This window comes from Bdellovibrio sp. GT3, assembly GCF_037996765.1.
Classification (GTDB): domain Bacteria; phylum Bdellovibrionota; class Bdellovibrionia; order Bdellovibrionales; family Bdellovibrionaceae; genus Bdellovibrio.
On sequence record NZ_JBBNAD010000005.1, the window covers coordinates 523304 to 539877 of the forward strand.

At 46.0% G+C, this 16574-nt stretch carries 14 protein-coding genes; 9 read left to right on the top strand and 5 right to left on the bottom strand.

What is annotated here, in order from left to right:
- The first annotated feature begins 9 nt into the window (after window positions 1-9).
- The 8 genes from hemW to AAAA73_RS09940 all read left to right on the top strand — a co-directional run bounded on the left by hemW (window position 10) and on the right by AAAA73_RS09940 (window position 8731).
- Window positions 10-1182 (top strand): radical SAM family heme chaperone HemW, encoded by a 1173-nt coding sequence (gene hemW / locus AAAA73_RS09905; RefSeq protein WP_340598145.1) that lies wholly within the window; start codon window positions 10-12, stop codon window positions 1180-1182.
- 77 nt (window positions 1183-1259) lie between these two features.
- Window positions 1260-1778: a nucleotide exchange factor GrpE gene (locus tag AAAA73_RS09910; RefSeq protein ID WP_340599368.1), complete on the top strand. Its 519-nt coding sequence runs from the start codon at window positions 1260-1262 to the stop codon at window positions 1776-1778.
- A 10-nt stretch (window positions 1779-1788) separates the two neighbouring features.
- Window positions 1789-2799 (top strand): DnaJ C-terminal domain-containing protein, encoded by a 1011-nt coding sequence (locus tag AAAA73_RS09915; protein WP_340598146.1) that lies wholly within the window; start codon window positions 1789-1791, stop codon window positions 2797-2799.
- Window positions 2796-4466 (top strand): penicillin-binding protein activator, encoded by a 1671-nt coding sequence (locus tag AAAA73_RS09920; protein WP_340598147.1) that lies wholly within the window; start codon window positions 2796-2798, stop codon window positions 4464-4466. The genes AAAA73_RS09915 and AAAA73_RS09920 overlap by 4 nt, the downstream gene beginning before the upstream one ends.
- A 108-nt stretch (window positions 4467-4574) precedes the next feature.
- Window positions 4575-4946 (top strand): TraR/DksA family transcriptional regulator, encoded by a 372-nt coding sequence (locus AAAA73_RS09925; RefSeq protein WP_340598148.1) that lies wholly within the window; start codon window positions 4575-4577, stop codon window positions 4944-4946.
- 200 nt (window positions 4947-5146) lie between these two features.
- Window positions 5147-5509 (top strand): TraR/DksA family transcriptional regulator, encoded by a 363-nt coding sequence (locus AAAA73_RS09930; RefSeq protein WP_340598149.1) that lies wholly within the window; start codon window positions 5147-5149, stop codon window positions 5507-5509.
- Window positions 5510-5614: 105 nt separating this feature from the next.
- Window positions 5615-8020, top strand: coding sequence for an endopeptidase La (lon, locus tag AAAA73_RS09935; protein WP_340598150.1), 2406 nt, complete (start codon window positions 5615-5617; stop codon window positions 8018-8020).
- A 189-nt stretch (window positions 8021-8209) separates the two neighbouring features.
- Window positions 8210-8731 (top strand): thermonuclease family protein, encoded by a 522-nt coding sequence (locus AAAA73_RS09940; protein WP_340598151.1) that lies wholly within the window; start codon window positions 8210-8212, stop codon window positions 8729-8731.
- Here the strand turns inward: AAAA73_RS09940 and AAAA73_RS09945 are convergent.
- Window positions 8661-9485, bottom strand: coding sequence for a hypothetical protein (locus tag AAAA73_RS09945; RefSeq protein ID WP_340598152.1), 825 nt, complete (start codon window positions 9483-9485; stop codon window positions 8661-8663). The two genes, AAAA73_RS09940 and AAAA73_RS09945, sit on opposite strands and share 71 nt — an antisense overlap.
- A 79-nt stretch (window positions 9486-9564) precedes the next feature.
- Window positions 9565-10056, bottom strand: a complete 492-nt coding sequence (locus AAAA73_RS09950) for a hypothetical protein (protein WP_340598153.1) — start codon at window positions 10054-10056, stop codon at window positions 9565-9567.
- A gap of 263 nt (window positions 10057-10319) precedes the next feature.
- Between AAAA73_RS09950 and AAAA73_RS09955 the strand changes: the two genes are divergently transcribed.
- Complete coding sequence (locus AAAA73_RS09955; protein ID WP_340598154.1) at window positions 10320-11522, top strand: patatin-like phospholipase family protein; 1203 nt, start codon at window positions 10320-10322, stop codon at window positions 11520-11522.
- 58 nt (window positions 11523-11580) lie between these two features.
- Here AAAA73_RS09955 and AAAA73_RS09960 read toward each other — a convergent pair whose 3' ends face one another.
- Genes AAAA73_RS09960 through nuoL form a run of 3 tightly spaced genes read right to left on the bottom strand, consistent with a single transcriptional unit; the run spans window position 11581 to window position 16571 of the window.
- Window positions 11581-13041: an NADH-quinone oxidoreductase subunit N gene (locus AAAA73_RS09960; protein ID WP_340598155.1), complete on the bottom strand. Its 1461-nt coding sequence runs from the start codon at window positions 13039-13041 to the stop codon at window positions 11581-11583.
- A complete protein-coding gene (locus AAAA73_RS09965) occupies window positions 13041-14636 on the bottom strand; it encodes a complex I subunit 4 family protein (RefSeq protein WP_340598156.1) in 1596 nt (531 codons plus the stop codon). The genes AAAA73_RS09960 and AAAA73_RS09965 overlap by 1 nt, the downstream gene beginning before the upstream one ends.
- 3 nt (window positions 14637-14639) lie before the next feature.
- Entirely contained in the window at window positions 14640-16571 is a 1932-nt protein-coding gene (gene nuoL / locus AAAA73_RS09970) for an NADH-quinone oxidoreductase subunit L (protein ID WP_340598157.1), read from the bottom strand.
- Between the last annotated feature and the right edge of the window lie 3 nt (window positions 16572-16574).

Consider the following 16574-nt stretch of genomic DNA (forward strand, 5'->3'; position numbering starts at 1 on the left):
ATAACTCCCATGGCTTTTGGCGTTTACGTTCACATCCCTTACTGTATCCAGCGCTGCACTTATTGTGACTTCGCGACTTACGAGCAAAGTAAGATTTTGCCGCCGGATCAGTACGTCCAATTGCTGTTTGAGGAGATTCGCCAAAAGCATCGCTATTATCAGCCTCAAAAGTTAGACACACTTTACTTTGGTGGCGGTACACCAAGTTTGATCCCTGCTCATCTTATTGTAGCTGTTATCAAAGAGCTGGGTAGATATGGCTATACAACTGGACCCGATACTGAGATCACTATCGAGATCAATCCAGCGACAGTCGACAAAGATAAATTGAAAATGTACATCGACCATGGAGTGAATCGCTTCAGTGTTGGTGCTCAAACTTTCGATGACCGTTTGTTAAAAATGGTGCATCGCGAACATTCGGCAAAACAAACTCTCGAAACCCTGGACCTTTTGCGGGCTCACAACCTTAACTTCAGCTTCGACATTCTTTTCGCTCTGCCATCTCAGACGCTGGATGGTTTGAAAAATGATGTTCGCATCGCAGTTGAGCAAGGCGCCAAACATATCAGTCCATATTGCCTGACAGTTCCTGATGGCCACCCGCTCTCAAAAGGCCGCGCCATTGAAGAAGAGCAGGTTGATATGTTTGATTTCATTGCCAGTGAATTGACGGGTCGTGGGTTTCAACAATATGAGATCTCTAATTTCGCACTTCCAGGTTATGAGTCCCGTCACAACATGTTGTACTGGATTGATCAGCCCTATTGGAGTCTTGGACTAAGTTCTCATTCGTATTCCAAAGAATCAAAATGGGGTACCCGCTACTGGAATCTCAATTCCATTGGTGAATACAAAAAACAGATTCTGGATTTTGAAGGCAAAGAATTTACTTCGCCGGCTGCACATCTCCCGAAAGCCCAGGTGGAAGAACTTGAAATGCACCAGGCTCTTACGGACTTTTGTCATACCTCAATGCGTTTAATGCGCGGTCTCAATGAGCGTGAGTTGCAGGAGAAGTTCCCTGTTGCGGTTTATCATCAGGTTTCCAGCATCATGAACAAGCTCATTGGAAATGGCTGGGTTCAACAGGAGAATAACCACTGGTCCCTAACACGAGACGGCTTAGTAATTAGCAACAAAGTATTTCAAGAACTTACCTTCCTCCAAGAGGATGTCTAGGTCAGAAAAATCTGATCCTGCTTTAATTGACAATATTCAATGAATACACAATCTTAAGTATTGCGAAAGGAACTTTCATGTCAGAGGAAAACAACTCTCAAAATTCAAATCCTGAAACATCAGAAAACTTCGACGTATCTTCTGAAATCCAAAAGCTGCAAGAGCAGGCTGAAAAATATAAAAACGACTTCATGTACCTGCGCGCAGAGTTTGAAAACTATAAAAGAAACGCGATCAAAGAGCGTTCTGAGTTGATGAAATATGGTGGCGAAAGATTTATCCGCGATCTTTTGGACGTGGTGGACAATTTCGACCGTGCATTGCAAGTGAACGTAACCGCTGAAAACCTGAACACCTTTAAACAGGGCATTGAAATGACAGCGACGGAACTGCGCAATCTTTTGACTAAGCACTCTGTAACTGAAATCGCGTCTGATGGTATTCCATTTGATCCGAACATTCATGAAGCCCTTAGCTCAGAGGCCACTGATAAAGTTGCCCCTGGACATGTGGCGCGCGTTTTCAAAAAGCCTTACAAATTGCACGACAAGGTGATTCGCACCGGCCAAGTGGTGGTTGCGAGAAAGCCAGAATAAGAGGAATTGATTGTCTAAGAAGGACTACTACTCCCTTTTGAATGTTTCGCGTACAGCGACTGCGGATGAGATTAAGAAATCTTTCCGCAAGCTGGCGATGCAGTTTCACCCGGATAAGAATCCCGGAGATAAAAAGGCCGAGGAGAAATTCAAGGAACTGAGTGAAGCTTACGAGGTCCTCAGCGACACCAAAAAGCGTGAGATGTATGATCAGTTTGGTCATGCCGGTGCTGGATTTGGTGGCGGCGGAGCTGGTGGTCCCTTTGGTGGGGCTGGCGGTTTCGGTGGATTTGGCAATGCTGGCAGCTATGGTGGTGCTGGTGGTGGCCAGGGTGGAGATCCCTTCCAGGATATCTTTGGTGATGTCTTCGGCGATATTTTTGGTGGTCGTGCCGGCGCCGGTGCTGGTGCGGGTGCACGCACTCGTCGCCCGCAAAAAGGAACGGATCTTCGTTATACATTGAATGTTTCTTATGAAGAAGCTGCGGTAGGTACTGAAAAAGTAATCAGCTTCATGCGCCAACGTGGCAGCAAAGAAGAATCCGCAAAGCTTTCTGTTAATGTCCCAGCCGGAGTTAAGGAAGGACAACGTCTTAAACTTGCTGGCGAGGGAGATGGCGGTGGCGGCACTCCTGGTGATCTTTATGTGATCATTGCCCTGCAGGACCATCCTTTATTTAAACGTGCTGAAAACGATGTGACCCTGGATCTTCCAATCACTTATACGGATGCGATTTTAGGAACCAATATTGAAGTTCCCACTCTGACTGGCAAGGCGATGATTCGTATTCCGCCGGGCACTCACTCTGGACAAACGTTCCGTTTAAAGGGCAAAGGTTTCCCTAAAATCGGTGGTTTTGGGTCTGGTGATATGATGGTCAGAATTTTGGTGGATACTCCCAATAACCTGTCCAGCCGTCAAAAAGAATTGATCGAAGAACTTGCTAAGGCCGGAGAAGCAACACCTATGGTGAAGGCTTTCCACGACAAAGTATCTCACTTGATGAGGAATAGAAAATGACAGCGAAGCTCGCTCTGATTGTCTCCGTATGTGTAATCGCATCTTGTACGACTGCCACAACAAAAAGAACGGAGACCAAGCAAGCTCCCGTCGCTGGCAAAACGAATGGTAAAAAAGGCAAAGGAATGTCAGGCATGTCGGCTAAGCCGCCGCCTGCAGCTCCAGTCACCCCAGAGGCTGCTGCACCTGCCGCTTCCTCTGATCCATTAATTGCCCTTAAAGACCTGGTGGTTCTTTCAGTTCAAGCACCAACCAAGCAAGAACAAGACGTGTATCGTCTTCGCGCCATCGAAGACGTTGAGAATCGTCTAAATGAAAAGCAACTTGAAGAGGTCGCTGACAACTCGGACTATGGTTACCTTCGCGGTCATGCGATGTCCAGACTGGCTGATAAAGCCCTTGAAGAGCGCGACATTTCCAAAGCTAAAAAATACTACGCCGGTGTTATAGACTATCTTCCAGAAAGCGATCTGGCGGCCCGTGCACAAGATATTATTTCACAGCTTGATGCTGCTAAAAACGTTCAATCAAAGACTATCGGTGTGGTCTTGCCACTAAGTGGTCGAAACGCCCCTGTGGGTCAACGCGCCCTTCGTGGTCTTGAAATGGGCTTGGGACTTCACGTTCCAGGTTCCGGCTTTAAACTTGCGGTAATGGACAGCGAAGGAAATCCAGATTCAGCCCGTCGCGGGGTTGAGCGCCTGGTTAAGGAAGACAACGTCATTGCAGTCGTCGGCAGCTTGTTAAGCAAAACCGCGCCCGCAGTCGCTGCCAAATCAGATGAATTAGGAGTTCCTAGCATCGCGCTTTCCCAGCGCTCTGGCTTGACGGAAATCGGGCCCAGCGTTTTCAGAAATTCACTGACAAGTGAAATGCAGGTTCGTCAGCTGGTTCGTACAGCAATGGACGATATGGGCATGAAGAAATTCGCAGTGCTTTATCCAAATGATCAGTATGGTGTGGAATTCACAAATATCTTTTGGGATGAAGTATTGGCACGCGGTGGGAAAATCACTGCGATTCAAACATACTCCAACAAAGAAACTGACTTCAGACTGGTTATTCAACGCTTGGTCGGCACATACTACGGCGAAGGCCGTCAGGACGAGTTCAATTTGCGCATGAGAGAGCTTAAGCATTCTGATAAGAAACGCTCAGCTCGCGGCGATAACACAGAAAACGTACTCCCACCGATTACGGATTTTGATGCGATCTTCATCCCCGATAGCGCTAAAGCGATGGGTCAAATTGCTGCAATGCTCGCATTCAGTGACGTTCGCGGCGTCAAGCTGATGGGTACAAATCTTTGGAACACAGCCGGCATTGCAAAACGCGCTGGTAACTTCGCCAATAGTTTAATGTTTGTGGACTCCATCGCCCCTACGACTCAGGACCAATCCCGCTTTGCTTCTGAGTACAAGAATCTTTATGGCGAGGCACCTTCACTTATTGAAATTCAGGCTTACGATGCCGGCTTGATCCTGCGCCAGCTGGTGGCTTCAGGAGCCGATTCTCGCGAAGAATTGACGGCTAAGCTTATCGGCCTAAGTAAGTTTCCAGGGTCGCTGGGAAGCCTTTCTATGAGCTCTGAGCGCGAGATTGACCGACCTGTTATCTCTCTGACAGTAGACAAGGGTGAAATCATTCCATTACGTATTCGCCAATAGGTTCCATAAGTTTATTTAATGACCTTTTTTTAACCGGCCCCCTACCCCGTTCCGTCTAAGGAACACAAAGCGGCAAGCAAGTCGCTAATCCTAAAGAAGGGGGCTGTTATGACGAACCAAATCAAAGAAAACATTGTTACCGAGTGCCGTAAGAAACTTATTCTGACGAAACAAGACATTCTGAATCGTATCAGAACAGCCCAATCCAATTTCGTTCGCTCGGAAAAGTCTGGCGACGAGGGGGATGTTTCAGTTGCTCATATCGAGGAGCACACTTTTTTAGTTTCACAGGAGCGCATGAGAAATCAACTGCTCGAAGTCGAGATGGCCCTGGCACGAATTGAGCAAGGTACATTCGGACTTTGCGAAGAAACCGAAGAGCCGATTGAGGCAGAGCGTTTATTGGCAATTCCTTGGACTCGACTCAGCATTGAAGGTGCTGAGATGCGTGAAGCCTTTGGTAGAAAGTTTGCGCGTTAAAAAATCTGTTTCACTTTCTGTTTCTGTTTCACTTTCTGATCGCGCACTTCTCCTCTGAAAGCCATGCAGCAAAGCAGTGCTTACTATTTCGTCACGCACTGCTTTTTTGGTGACACACAACTCATCCCTCGTAATAACAGGCTCAATTTTGGGCACGTCTCAATACAACTGAGACGGCGATCATCATATCGGGGGGTGAGATGAACGCAACCGAACTAAGTACGGAAGAACTTGAAAGCTTGAAGGACTCTTTGCTTTTGCAAAAGGGTTCGATCCTTAACAAGTCACACGAATTCATTGCAGAGCAATCCAGCATCAGTGGCGCTGGTGATGAAGCCGAAGTGGCTTCTCAGGATGTTGCTAACAATATCTCCATTCATTTGCATGAAAGAGATCGCACGGCACTTTATGCGATCGAGCGTGCATTGGGTAAAATTGCAGAGGGGACTTACGGCCAGTGCGAATCCTGCAGCGAAATAATCGGTGCACGTAGACTTCAGGCCAGACCTTTCACAGCCCTATGTATTGAATGCATGGAAGAACAGGAAGCACTTCGCCACTGACACGGATGTCAGTCCAATTTTTCATATTTTCATTCAAGCAATTCTCAGCTCGCTCCGAAAAGTCTCATACATGAAACATTTCCCGCATCAACGCGGAGGAGCGGTATGAGTTTTGACGATAAAGTTCTAGAAATCCCACAGACACTTCCAATGCTACCTGTGAGAGACATCGTTGTTTTCCCCTACATGATCATTCCATTGTTTGTAGGTCGCGATTCCTCGATCCGTTCAGTTGAAGAGGCTTTGGCAAAAAATCGCCTAATCTTCCTTGCTTCACAAAAAGATATCTCTGAAGAAAATCCAACGCCGGATTCTATCTACACAGTAGGTACAATCGCGATGATCATGAGAATGCGCAAGCTTTCTGACGGTCGCGTAAAAATCCTTATTCAAGGTGTGGCTAAAGGCCGCGTGAAAAACTACTCCAAGACTTCTCCATCGTTTGAAGTGGCAGTAGAAAAAATCGAAGAAATTCCAAATCAAAAATCCGTTGTCGAAAACGAATCTTTGATCAGAACAGCGAAAGAGCACATTGAACGTATTATTGCTCTAGGTCGCCCACTTTCACCAGACATCTTGTTGGTGTTGGATGATGTCACTGATCCAGGTCGCATCGCTGACTTGATCGCTTCCAATCTTGGCATCAAAGTTCAAGACGCTCAACAAGTTCTTGAGACTCATGATTCTACTGAAAGACTGAAAATCGTAACTGAGATTTTGGCTGCTGAACTTGAGGTTATGCAAACTCAAGCTAAGAATCGTCCAAATCAAAAAGACGATGCGAACAAAAATCAACGTGAATACTTCTTGCGCGAGCAAATGAAGGCTATAAAGAACGAACTTGGCGAACAAGATTCTAAATCTGAAGAGATGGACGAGCTTCGTGATAAACTGACGAATGCTGGTATGCCTCCTCATGTTGAGCAAGAAGCAATGAAGCAGTTGGGTCGCTTGGAGCGTATGCATCCAGACGCATCTGAAGCAACAATGGTTCGTACATACCTTGACTGGATGGCGGATCTTCCTTGGAGCAAAAAATCTGAAGATCATATCGATCTTAAGCGCTCTAAAGAAATTCTAGATGAAGATCACTACGAGCTTGAAAAAGCCAAAGACCGCGTGATGGAATTCCTAGCGGTTCGTAAATTGAAACCAAATCTTAAAGGACCTATCTTGTGCTTTGGTGGTCCTCCAGGTGTAGGTAAAACTTCTTTGGGTAAATCTATCGCTCGCGCGATGGGCCGTGAGTACTTCCGTATCGCTTTGGGCGGCGTGAAGGATGAAGCGGAAATCCGTGGTCACCGCCGTACTTATGTAGGTGCGATGCCAGGTAAAATTATCCAAGCTCTTCGCCAAGCGAAAACAAACAATCCAGTTATCGTACTAGATGAGGTTGATAAATTGGGTTCTGATTTCCGCGGTGACCCTTCAGCAGCAATGCTTGAGGTTTTGGATCCAGAACAAAATGCAACTTTCCGTGATAACTATTTGAATGTGGATTTCGACCTTTCAAACGTGTTGTTCATCGCTACTGCTAACGTGTTGGAGAATATCCCACCAGCATTGCGTGACCGTATGGAAATCTTGAATATCCCTGGTTACACAGAGAACGATAAACTTTTGATCACTAAAAAACATTTGATCAGAAGACAAATCGAAGCAAACGGTATCACTCCAGAGAACATCAGCTTCACTGATGAAGGTATCAAATACCTTATCGCTGGCTACACTCGCGAAGCAGGTCTTCGTAACCTTGAGCGCGAAGTAGGTTCAGTTTGCCGTAAAGTTGCTAAAATGGTGGTAATGGAAGAGGCAAAATTCGTAGAAGTAAACGCTACGACTGTACCAGAACTTCTGGGCCCTCCACGCTTCCAACGCGACGACAAAATCGCTGATTCCCAAGTTGGTGTTGTGCAAGGTCTTGCATGGACACAAGCTGGTGGTGAAGTGTTGACTGTTGAAGCTTTGAAAATGAAAGGTAAAGGACATCTTGCATTGACGGGCCAACTTGGCGACGTGATGAAAGAGTCTGCTCACGCAGCAATGTCTTACGCTCGTGCTCACATGGAAGAACTGAACATTCCTGAAGACTTCTTTGATAAGTACGATATCCATATCCATTTGCCAGCAGGTGCGATCCCTAAAGACGGTCCTTCTGCAGGTATCACTCTTACAACTGCGCTTGTAAGTTTGATGACAGGTACACCGGTTCGTCATGATATCGCGATGACTGGAGAAGTGACTCTTCAAGGTCGCGTACTTCCTGTCGGTGGTATCAGAGAGAAGTGTCTTGCGGCTTTGAACCTTGGTATTACGAACATCGTGATTCCAATGGCTTGTAAAAAGGACTTGGCGGATATTCCGAAAGTTTTCAGAGACAATATCAACTTCATCTTCGCTGAGAATCTTGATGAAGTGTTTGCAGTAGCTTTCGATAAGAACGCCGCTACAGACCACAAGAAGACTGGCGTTAAGAAAGAAACTAAGAAAACAAAATCTTTGGCAGCGTAATCACTACCTGCCCAAGTACATCGCCCCTCCCAAGATGATGTAAAGAAAAAGGACTGAGCAATCAGTCCTTTTTTGTTTTTTCGTCCGATCCCCGGATTGCATTCTCCCCAAACTGAAACTATCCTGACTTCAGCACAACTGCCGCAACGCGTATCCAAAAACCGGCAGGCACCTTTTGGGATGGGATCTATGAGAATTGTTGCTTCTGTTTTTCTTGCCACTGCATTGGTTTTTTCTCCGCTTGCTGATGCGAAAAAGTCTAAAAAGAATAAAGTGCAGTTTCTTACTGGTGTAGTCGAGAAATGTCATGATGGTGATACTTGTCGTGTGAAGGTCGGCGGTAAGATTGCCAAGATTCGTTTTGCTGGTATTGATTGCCCCGAGCTTTCTCAAAAACATGGCAAGCAGGCTCGCAACTTCACTGAGTCAGTAGTTAAGGGAAAAACTGTTAACCTGGAATGCGACGGCAAATCCTTTGATCGTTTAACTTGTACTGTATTCTTTGAAGACAAGAACGTTAATCTAATGATCGTACAAAATGGTTGGGCCTATGACTCCACCAAATACTCCAAGGGCCGCTACCTGGCTTCCGTTGATGAAGCCAAAAGTCGTCGTGCAGGAATCTGGTCAGATACGGATCTTATGAGTCCCTATTGCTACCGTCATAAGACGAATAGGAAATGCTCCCTTGATCGAAGCTATATGCCTTAGTTTCCTCGAAAATCTCGTCGATTTCGCCGGACTCATTAAAGATGATAATCTGCGCATCCCACTCCGCCACACAGGACTGAATTGTTTCTTGTGGGGCATACAGGCCCACCTTCGTCAAAACATTCGCATACACACAACGATCCGCAATGGCTGAAACCGTATGGTGATCCCCTATTCTATGTCTTAATGGATGAAGATATAAAGTCGCCGACTCATGGTCGTAAAGGTTTCCCCTTGCCTCAGTCGTTGATACGGCATTTTTGAACAATCCCAGTTCTTTTTCAATATTCGAACTGCTCATACGAACGTGGATTGATTTTTTTGGGCAATTAAAGAATCTGATTCCCTCTGCCAGATGAACCATACCCATCAGATTCGGGCTTTTAGCTGTCAACAATGCGACTGCCTGATCCACCATGTAACCGCGAATCAAACTTCGTAAATCCAGGTTCCGGGATTCTTCGCGAAAGGGTTCAAAGTACCCATCCGAAATTACGCTGGCATCAAGGGCTGCCTCCAAAACTTCGGCAACCGCCTTGGACATTTCAAACGAGTCATCGCCTTCAATCGTCAATACCTGGTTGATTTCTGAATGCGGGTCATCCAAATTTACCTGCATTTCAATCTCTGCCAGATTTTGAAGCACCGAGGTCAGATGACCCTCATGATCGCCAGGCGAAAAGAGATTGATCTGAATAAAGTCACCCAACATGGGGCGACCGGCCTGTGCTGTATAGTCGAGAATGTTTTCCATTAAATAACGATAAAAGAAAAAGCCCCGGTTGGAATTAGCAACCGGGGCTTTTTGCAGGATAACATCTAAATTTTAAGGCTTACTGTTTAAAGCCCTTAAGGCGGTCGTTTTCAGATTCCAAAACCCGAACCAGAGTTTTGAGATCCATGACTTCATCCTTCAATTGGAAGATTTGCTCTTCCTTTTCCTGAAGGATCTGCGTGTAGGCTTTCTTAAGTTCATTAAGTAGCTTGTTTGCCGCAGTTAGGATTGGCTCATCCTTATTTACTTTAACCGTCTTTTCAGCAAGGTCCTGAGCCTTCATTTCATCCTTTGAAGAAGCCATTTCCGTTCCTTCTTTCATCATTCCTTGATGAGCACCCACCAAAGCAAGGTTTTCGCTTTCTTGGGAGGGGCGATGTACTCTTTGATGGGTACCCATCGGTTCATCCATGATGAAGTACTTGCCGTCTTCAAATCGGAATCTAATGTCGTCAGCTTTGATTCTTCGGCGGAGAGTACTCACACTAATTCTGTATTTAGTGGAGTAGTCCATTAGCGGTAGCCAAGAACCAGTCATCTCAACGTTCATTTCGATCCCCTTTTACTCACCCTGGCCTAAACCAAAGTGCAAGTAGCTAGCTTTTCGGAAATAGGTGGTCGCCTACTCAGCTTGCGTATTCAACCCTATCACAGGACTTCAGTCTGTCAAAGATAGTGTGACTACTTATTCAAATTCAACAAAAAACAGGACCTTGATCTGGCTATTCAGCGACTAGTCACGGTTTTAGGCTGGACCAACGTCTGACTACCCTTGCTCTCCACCACCTGAGATCAGATACTTATGCACAGATTATGCGTATTAAAGATAAAAAGAAAATTGCATTGGTCCTAAGTGGCGGCGGCATCAAAGCGGCAGCTTTTCACATTGGCGTTTGCCTGGCTCTTCAAGAGAAGGGTTTCAAGTTTGCCGGTGGAACCAAAGAGATGGTGCGTCAGAATTTCGATCCTGATGATCCGATGACGATTCGTTGTTATGTGGGATCCAGTGCCGGTGCATTTGTTGCTTCGATTTTGGGGGCTGGGTATCCAATTGAATCATTGATCAATGCCTTCCAGATCGGATCCGGCACCACACCTTCTTTCGATAAAGATGACCTTCGCTATTTAAAACCGATCTCTTACCGCAACATCTTCAATTTGAATTCCAGTGGTTTGCTTAAGTTCATTCCCCGCACATTGCTGGATAAAACCATCGTTAAGGGCGGCGTCGAATCCCTGATTAAAAATGGATTGAAGCTTAACGGTTTGTTTTCAACCGGTGGCATTGAAAGCTATCTGCGCAAAGAAGTTCTATTGGATAATGACTTCGCAAGATTAGGTGTCGATCTGTTTGTGATTGGTACTCAGCTTAATCATACTCGTAAGGCCATCTTCGGAAACTTCCCTGAGTCTTACAAAACCCCAAATCACATGTACATTAACTACGCCCCGATCAGCACGGCGGTGGCAGCTTCAACTTCCTTGCCTCCTGTTTTTGCTCCGTATGGAATAAAACGGCCGGAAGACGATAAAGAGATGTTCTTTTATGATGGCGAGATCAGGGACACACTTTCCACACATGTTGCCGCCGATCACGGAGCTGATTTGGTCATTTCCTCTTACTCAACGCAACCTTATCACTATACTGAAGAGATGGGCTCGCTGCATAAGTACGGGATTCCATTGATATTAAATCAAGCTCTGTACCAGGTGATTCAACAAAAGATCGCCAAACACATTCAAAATCAGAACGACATTAAGTCGATTTACAATACTGTGGATGGCTATCTAAAACAGATCAAGCTTCCCGATGACCAGCGTGAAAAGCTGTTGGGACTTATTCGCGATAAAGTTCAGCATCGCCCTGAAGTCGACTACATCTATATCTCACCACGTCCACAAAACTACGAGATGTTCTTTGTCGATCACTTTAGCCTTAATCCGGAAATCCTGGCGCGCATCGTGCGCATAGGCTTCAAATCCGGAATCAACGTTCTCCGCCAACACGACTTTTAAATAAAAAAACCCCGGCCTTTTAGGTCGGGGTTTTTGTTTTCACCTATGGCGCAGTCGCTTACAGCAAACTGTTTTCGATTGCCGAAAATAGCGGACCGGAAACGAAGCCCATGAAGATGATTGCCAAAGCAGTGACTACAACCATCACAGTAGTTGCATTCAAAGAGTGCTCAGCGATATCAGCGTTGCCATCTTTCATGTACATAACAACGATTGGGCGCAGGTAGTAGTAAACGGAAATCACAGAGTTCACCATACCCCAGATTGCCAGCCACAACAGACCTTCACCAATAGCTGCGTTGAACAGGTAGAACTTACCAAAGAAACCCAGTGCTGGTGGAATACCTGCCAATGAAAGCAGGAAGATTGTCATACAAAGAGCCAGCATCGGACGTTGTTTTGCAAAACCCGCAAGATCATCGATATTTACGATATGGTTCTCGGATTTCTCAAGCATGCTTGCAATCGCAAACGCACCCAAAGTCATCAAAGCGTAAGACAGGATGTAGAAGATCACACCAGCAGCACCAAACGCTGCATCGTCACTTACACCCGCTGTGATTACGCCCACCAGAATATAACCTGAGTGAGCCACAGAAGAATAAGCGATCATGCGTTTGAAATTGTTCTGAAGAATCGCTGCTGTATTACCCACGATCATCGTGATAACCGCCAACCATTGAAGCATATCAAACAAATGATCCGAACCCACCAAAGAGCGAGTTGCGATCACACGAAGGAATGCCGCAAAGGAAACTGCCTTAACCGCAGTAGCCATGAATGCCGTGTGCGGAGTCGGAGATCCTTGGTAAACGTCCGGAGTCCAAGCGTGGAATGGAGCGATTGAAACCTTGAAGCAGAAGCCCAGGATGACAAAGGCCATACCAAACATAAATAAACGGTTCGTTTGAACCAGTTCAGATGCCTGATCCATGAACGCAAGAATGTTTGTGTTTCCAGTTGTACCGAAGATAAATGCCACACCGTAAAGGAACAAAGCCGAAGCAAATGAACCCAGGATGAAGTATTTAAGTGCCGCTTCTTTGGAAAGTTTCTCTTCGTGGCTCATTGCAATCATCAGATATAGAGACAAAGACATCATCTCCAAGCCGATAAACACCATCAAAAGATCCACCGCAGAAACCAGGATCAACATCCCGACAGCTGAAGACATCGCTAGGAAAATCAGTTCCGAAAACTGCTTGCCCGTTGTTGCCGGATTTTCGTACATCATCACCATTGAAGCCGAAGCCGCAAACAATGCAATGATACCCATCCACTGAGTTACACCGTCAAAGATCAAACCATTATTGAACGCCGTTTTACCCGCGCCGCCGAAAACGATCATCAAACCAACCGCAATCACCACGCCAATCAAAGCCTGGCTTAGAGTGATGATTGGATTTTGTTCGCGATTACCACGAAGAACTTTTGCCGTGATCGGCACAAGGCTTGCCAAAAACAAGGCAAGCATTGGAGATACTAGAAGAATGTCACTTAGACCAATATTCATGTTCATTATTTATCTCCTTGTGCAGCTGCTGCTGTGGATTGCTCCGGCGTAGTCGGCGCGGTAGCGGTAGCAGTAGCAGTGGCACCAGGTTGATTGATTGTCAGGTTGTAGGTGTTTTTGTTGTTCACCAAGTGATCAATGCTGGCTTTGGAGTAGTTAAGGAAATTGTTCGGGAACAATCCCATCCAGAAAACCATAATTACCAATGGAATCATCACTGCGATTTCACGAGCATTCAGATCATGAAGTGGGTGATGTTCGTCTTTAACCAACTCACCTTGTTCACCGAAGAACACACGTTTAAACATCCACAACATGTAAACCGCACCCAAAACAACACCCGTTACTGCAAAGTATGCAAATACCGGTTGTGCCTGGAACGTACCCATCAGGATGAAGAACTCGCCCACGAAACCGTTCGTCATTGGAACCGCGATCGAAGACAAAGTGATGATAAAGAAGAAAATCGTGAACAATGGCAAAACACCGGCCAAGCCACCGTACTTGCTGATTTCACGAGAGTGCGTGCGCTCATAAATCATACCGATCAAGATGAACAGGGCACCCGTTGAGATACCGTGATTCAACATTTGATACAAACTACCAGTCATACCATAAGCATTGAATGCAAACAGACCCAGAAGGATGTAACCCATGTGAGACACAGATGAGTAAGCAACCAGTTTCTTAACGTCCGGTTGAACCATCGCTACCAAGGCACCGTAAACGATACCCACAGTACCGATCAGCATGAACAACCAAGCCCAGTATTCAGAAGCCTCTGGGAACAATGGAATCACCCAGCGCATGAAGCCGTAAGTACCCATTTTAAGCATTACACCCGCCAGGATTACTGAACCAGGTGTTGGTGCTTCAACGTGGGCATCTGGCAACCAAGTATGAACCGGGAAAGCCGGAACTTTGATCGCGAAAGCCAATGCGAAGGCAAAGAACAGAAGCGTTTGCAGGCTGAAGAAAGTACCACCCACGAACGGAATCTGAAGTTTATAGAAATCAAGCAAGCTTGCGCTCATCTGACCTGTTGTTTCCTGAGTCAGGTACATCATGTAGATCATCGCAACCAGCATCAGTACAGAACCCGCCATCGTGTAGATGAAGAACTTAACTGTTGCGTAGATTCTGCGAGATCCACCCCAGATACCGACCATAAAGTACATCGGGATCAGAGAAAGTTCCCAGAATACGTAGAAGAAGATCGCATCCATCGCAAGGAAAGTACCAAGCATCGCAGTTTGCAGAATAAACATACAAACGTGGAAGCCTTTTACGCGCTCACTGATAGATGTCCAGCTTGCCAGGATAGTGATCGGAGTAAGGAACGTTGTCAGAAGGATCAACCACAATGAGATACCATCGATACCCATGAAGTAGCTGATTCCGAAACGTTCAATCCACATGTAGCGCTCAACCATTTGCAGGTTGGAAGTGCTTGGATCAAACTGCTGAAGCAAAGCCAATGAAAGGATAAACTCGATAACCGCGAAGCCCAATGCCAGCGGACGGATCGTCCTGGCATTCGGCCAAACAGCGATGATCAGAGCAAAAACTAGAGGTAGAAAAACAATTGTACTCAGGATCATATCTTACCCCATGATCACGTATGAAAGGACAACAACGACACCGATACCGATGTACATTGCGTATTGTTGCATATTTCCAGTTTGAAGAGAGCGAGCCAAAGAGCCCATTCCTTTCACCAGATCCCCTGCCCAATAAGTGCACTTATCGATGAAATTCACATCCACATAATACCAAGTGTTCTTACTTAGGTTTATCAAAGGATTAATGATTCCGCCGAAGTACGCTTCGTCCACGAAATATTTGTTATAAACAAGGTTGTAAACCGGTTTGATGCTTTCAGCGATTTTCTTAGGAGTCTCTGGAGACTTCACATAGAACTGGTACGCGATAATCGAAGAGATCGCCGCCAAGCTCACAGAAGTTCCCATCAATACCCACTCAGTTGTTACATCGAAGTGGCCCAAGTTTGGAATCTTAGTGATCATCGGACTCAACCAGTGCTCCCAAACATTTGGAAGGTGACCCAAATGCTCACCAATCACGTGAGGGATACCAATCCAACCACCGATCACAGACAACACCGCAAGGACGATCAAAGGGATCGTCATCAAAGCTGGAGATTCATGTGGATGGACGTCAGATGGAACGCGGCTTTTGCCCCAGAAAGTCAAAGCCATCAAACGAGTCATATAGAATGCAGTCAAAGTCGCACCCAAAGCACCTGCTGCCCAAAGGATCGGAGAACCCATTGGTGAGAAGAATGCGTAAGCCAGGATTTCATCCTTAGAGAAGAAACCTGCAAACGGTGGCATACCGATAATTGCCAACCAACCCAACAAGAAAGTGATGTGAGTGATTGGAAGGTATTTTTTCAAGCCGCCCATTTTTCGGATGTCTTGTTCTTCGTGCATTGCATGGATCACAGAACCAGAACCCAAGAACATAAGGGCTTTAAAGAATGCGTGAGTCATCAAGTGGAACATTGCTGCTCCGAATGCACCCACACCGCAAGCCAGGAACATGTAACCCAGCTGGGAAACTGTAGAATAAGCCAGAACTTTTTTGATATCCCATTGGGTCATACCAATAGTTGCTGCCAATACTGCTGTTGCCGCACCGATGATCGCAATAACCATCATTGTGTTAGGAGCCATGATGAAAAGTGGATTCAAACGAACGATCATGTAAACGCCCGCAGTAACCATCGTCGCCGCATGGATCAGGGCTGAAACCGGTGTTGGACCGGCCATCGCGTCTGGAAGCCAAACGTACAATGGAATCTGCGCTGATTTACCAGTTGCACCGATGAACAGGAACAAAGTTCCCAATGTCAAAGCACCCATCCAGGAAGCTTCAACCGTTGTTGGCGCCAAAGCATTTAGTTCTGCAAAGTTCAAAGTACCGAAAGTCATGAACAATACGAACATACCCAACAAGAAAGCCGCGTCACCGATACGGTTCGTGATGAATGCTTTCATCCCTGCCGCAGCTTTTTCTTTATCTGTGAACCAGAAACCGATTAGCAAGTAAGAGCAAAGACCCACGCCTTCCCAACCTACGAACATCACCAGCAAACTGTCGCCAAGAACCAGCAACAACATGTTGAAAATGAACAGATTCAGATATGCGAAGTATTTAGCTGCGCCTTTATCGTGGTGCATGTATCCGATGGAGAACATATGGATCAAAGTACCAACACCCGTGATCACAAGGATCATGATGGCGCTGATTTGATCAACTACGAATCCGGCGTTTACTTTGAACTTATCAACCGCCATCCACTCGAAAAAGCTGACTGCGATTCTGCGGGATTCCGCAGACATTTGCACCAAATCCACCACAAGAAGGATCGAGCACACGAATGAAATCGCAACCGCCAGAGTGGCAATCACACCGGCCACGTTTGCAGAATGTTTTTTATAGCGGAAGCCATTGATCAGGAAACCAACCAATGGACTTAGGATAACGATGGCCATTAAAACTGAATGATTCATTCG

Excerpts from the sequence above, each read along its gene's own strand:
- AAAA73_RS09965 (WP_340598156.1), bottom strand. The coding sequence starts at position 14,636 with ATGATCCTGAGTACAATTGTTTTTCTACCTCTAGTTTTTGCTCTGATC.
- AAAA73_RS09945 (WP_340598152.1), bottom strand. The coding sequence starts at position 9,485 with ATGGAAAACATTCTCGACTATACAGCACAGGCCGGTCGCCCCATGTTG.
- AAAA73_RS09955 (WP_340598154.1), top strand. The coding sequence starts at position 10,320 with ATGCGTATTAAAGATAAAAAGAAAATTGCATTGGTCCTAAGTGGCGGC.
- lon (WP_340598150.1), top strand. The coding sequence starts at position 5,615 with ATGAGTTTTGACGATAAAGTTCTAGAAATCCCACAGACACTTCCAATG.
- nuoL (WP_340598157.1), bottom strand. The coding sequence starts at position 16,571 with ATGAATCATTCAGTTTTAATGGCCATCGTTATCCTAAGTCCATTGGTT.
- AAAA73_RS09920 (WP_340598147.1), top strand. The coding sequence starts at position 2,796 with ATGACAGCGAAGCTCGCTCTGATTGTCTCCGTATGTGTAATCGCATCT.
- hemW (WP_340598145.1), top strand. The coding sequence starts at position 10 with ATGGCTTTTGGCGTTTACGTTCACATCCCTTACTGTATCCAGCGCTGC.
- AAAA73_RS09960 (WP_340598155.1), bottom strand. The coding sequence starts at position 13,041 with ATGAACATGAATATTGGTCTAAGTGACATTCTTCTAGTATCTCCAATG.
- AAAA73_RS09910 (WP_340599368.1), top strand. The coding sequence starts at position 1,260 with ATGTCAGAGGAAAACAACTCTCAAAATTCAAATCCTGAAACATCAGAA.
- AAAA73_RS09940 (WP_340598151.1), top strand. The coding sequence starts at position 8,210 with ATGAGAATTGTTGCTTCTGTTTTTCTTGCCACTGCATTGGTTTTTTCT.
- AAAA73_RS09950 (WP_340598153.1), bottom strand. The coding sequence starts at position 10,056 with ATGAACGTTGAGATGACTGGTTCTTGGCTACCGCTAATGGACTACTCC.
- AAAA73_RS09930 (WP_340598149.1), top strand. The coding sequence starts at position 5,147 with ATGAACGCAACCGAACTAAGTACGGAAGAACTTGAAAGCTTGAAGGAC.
- AAAA73_RS09925 (WP_340598148.1), top strand. The coding sequence starts at position 4,575 with ATGACGAACCAAATCAAAGAAAACATTGTTACCGAGTGCCGTAAGAAA.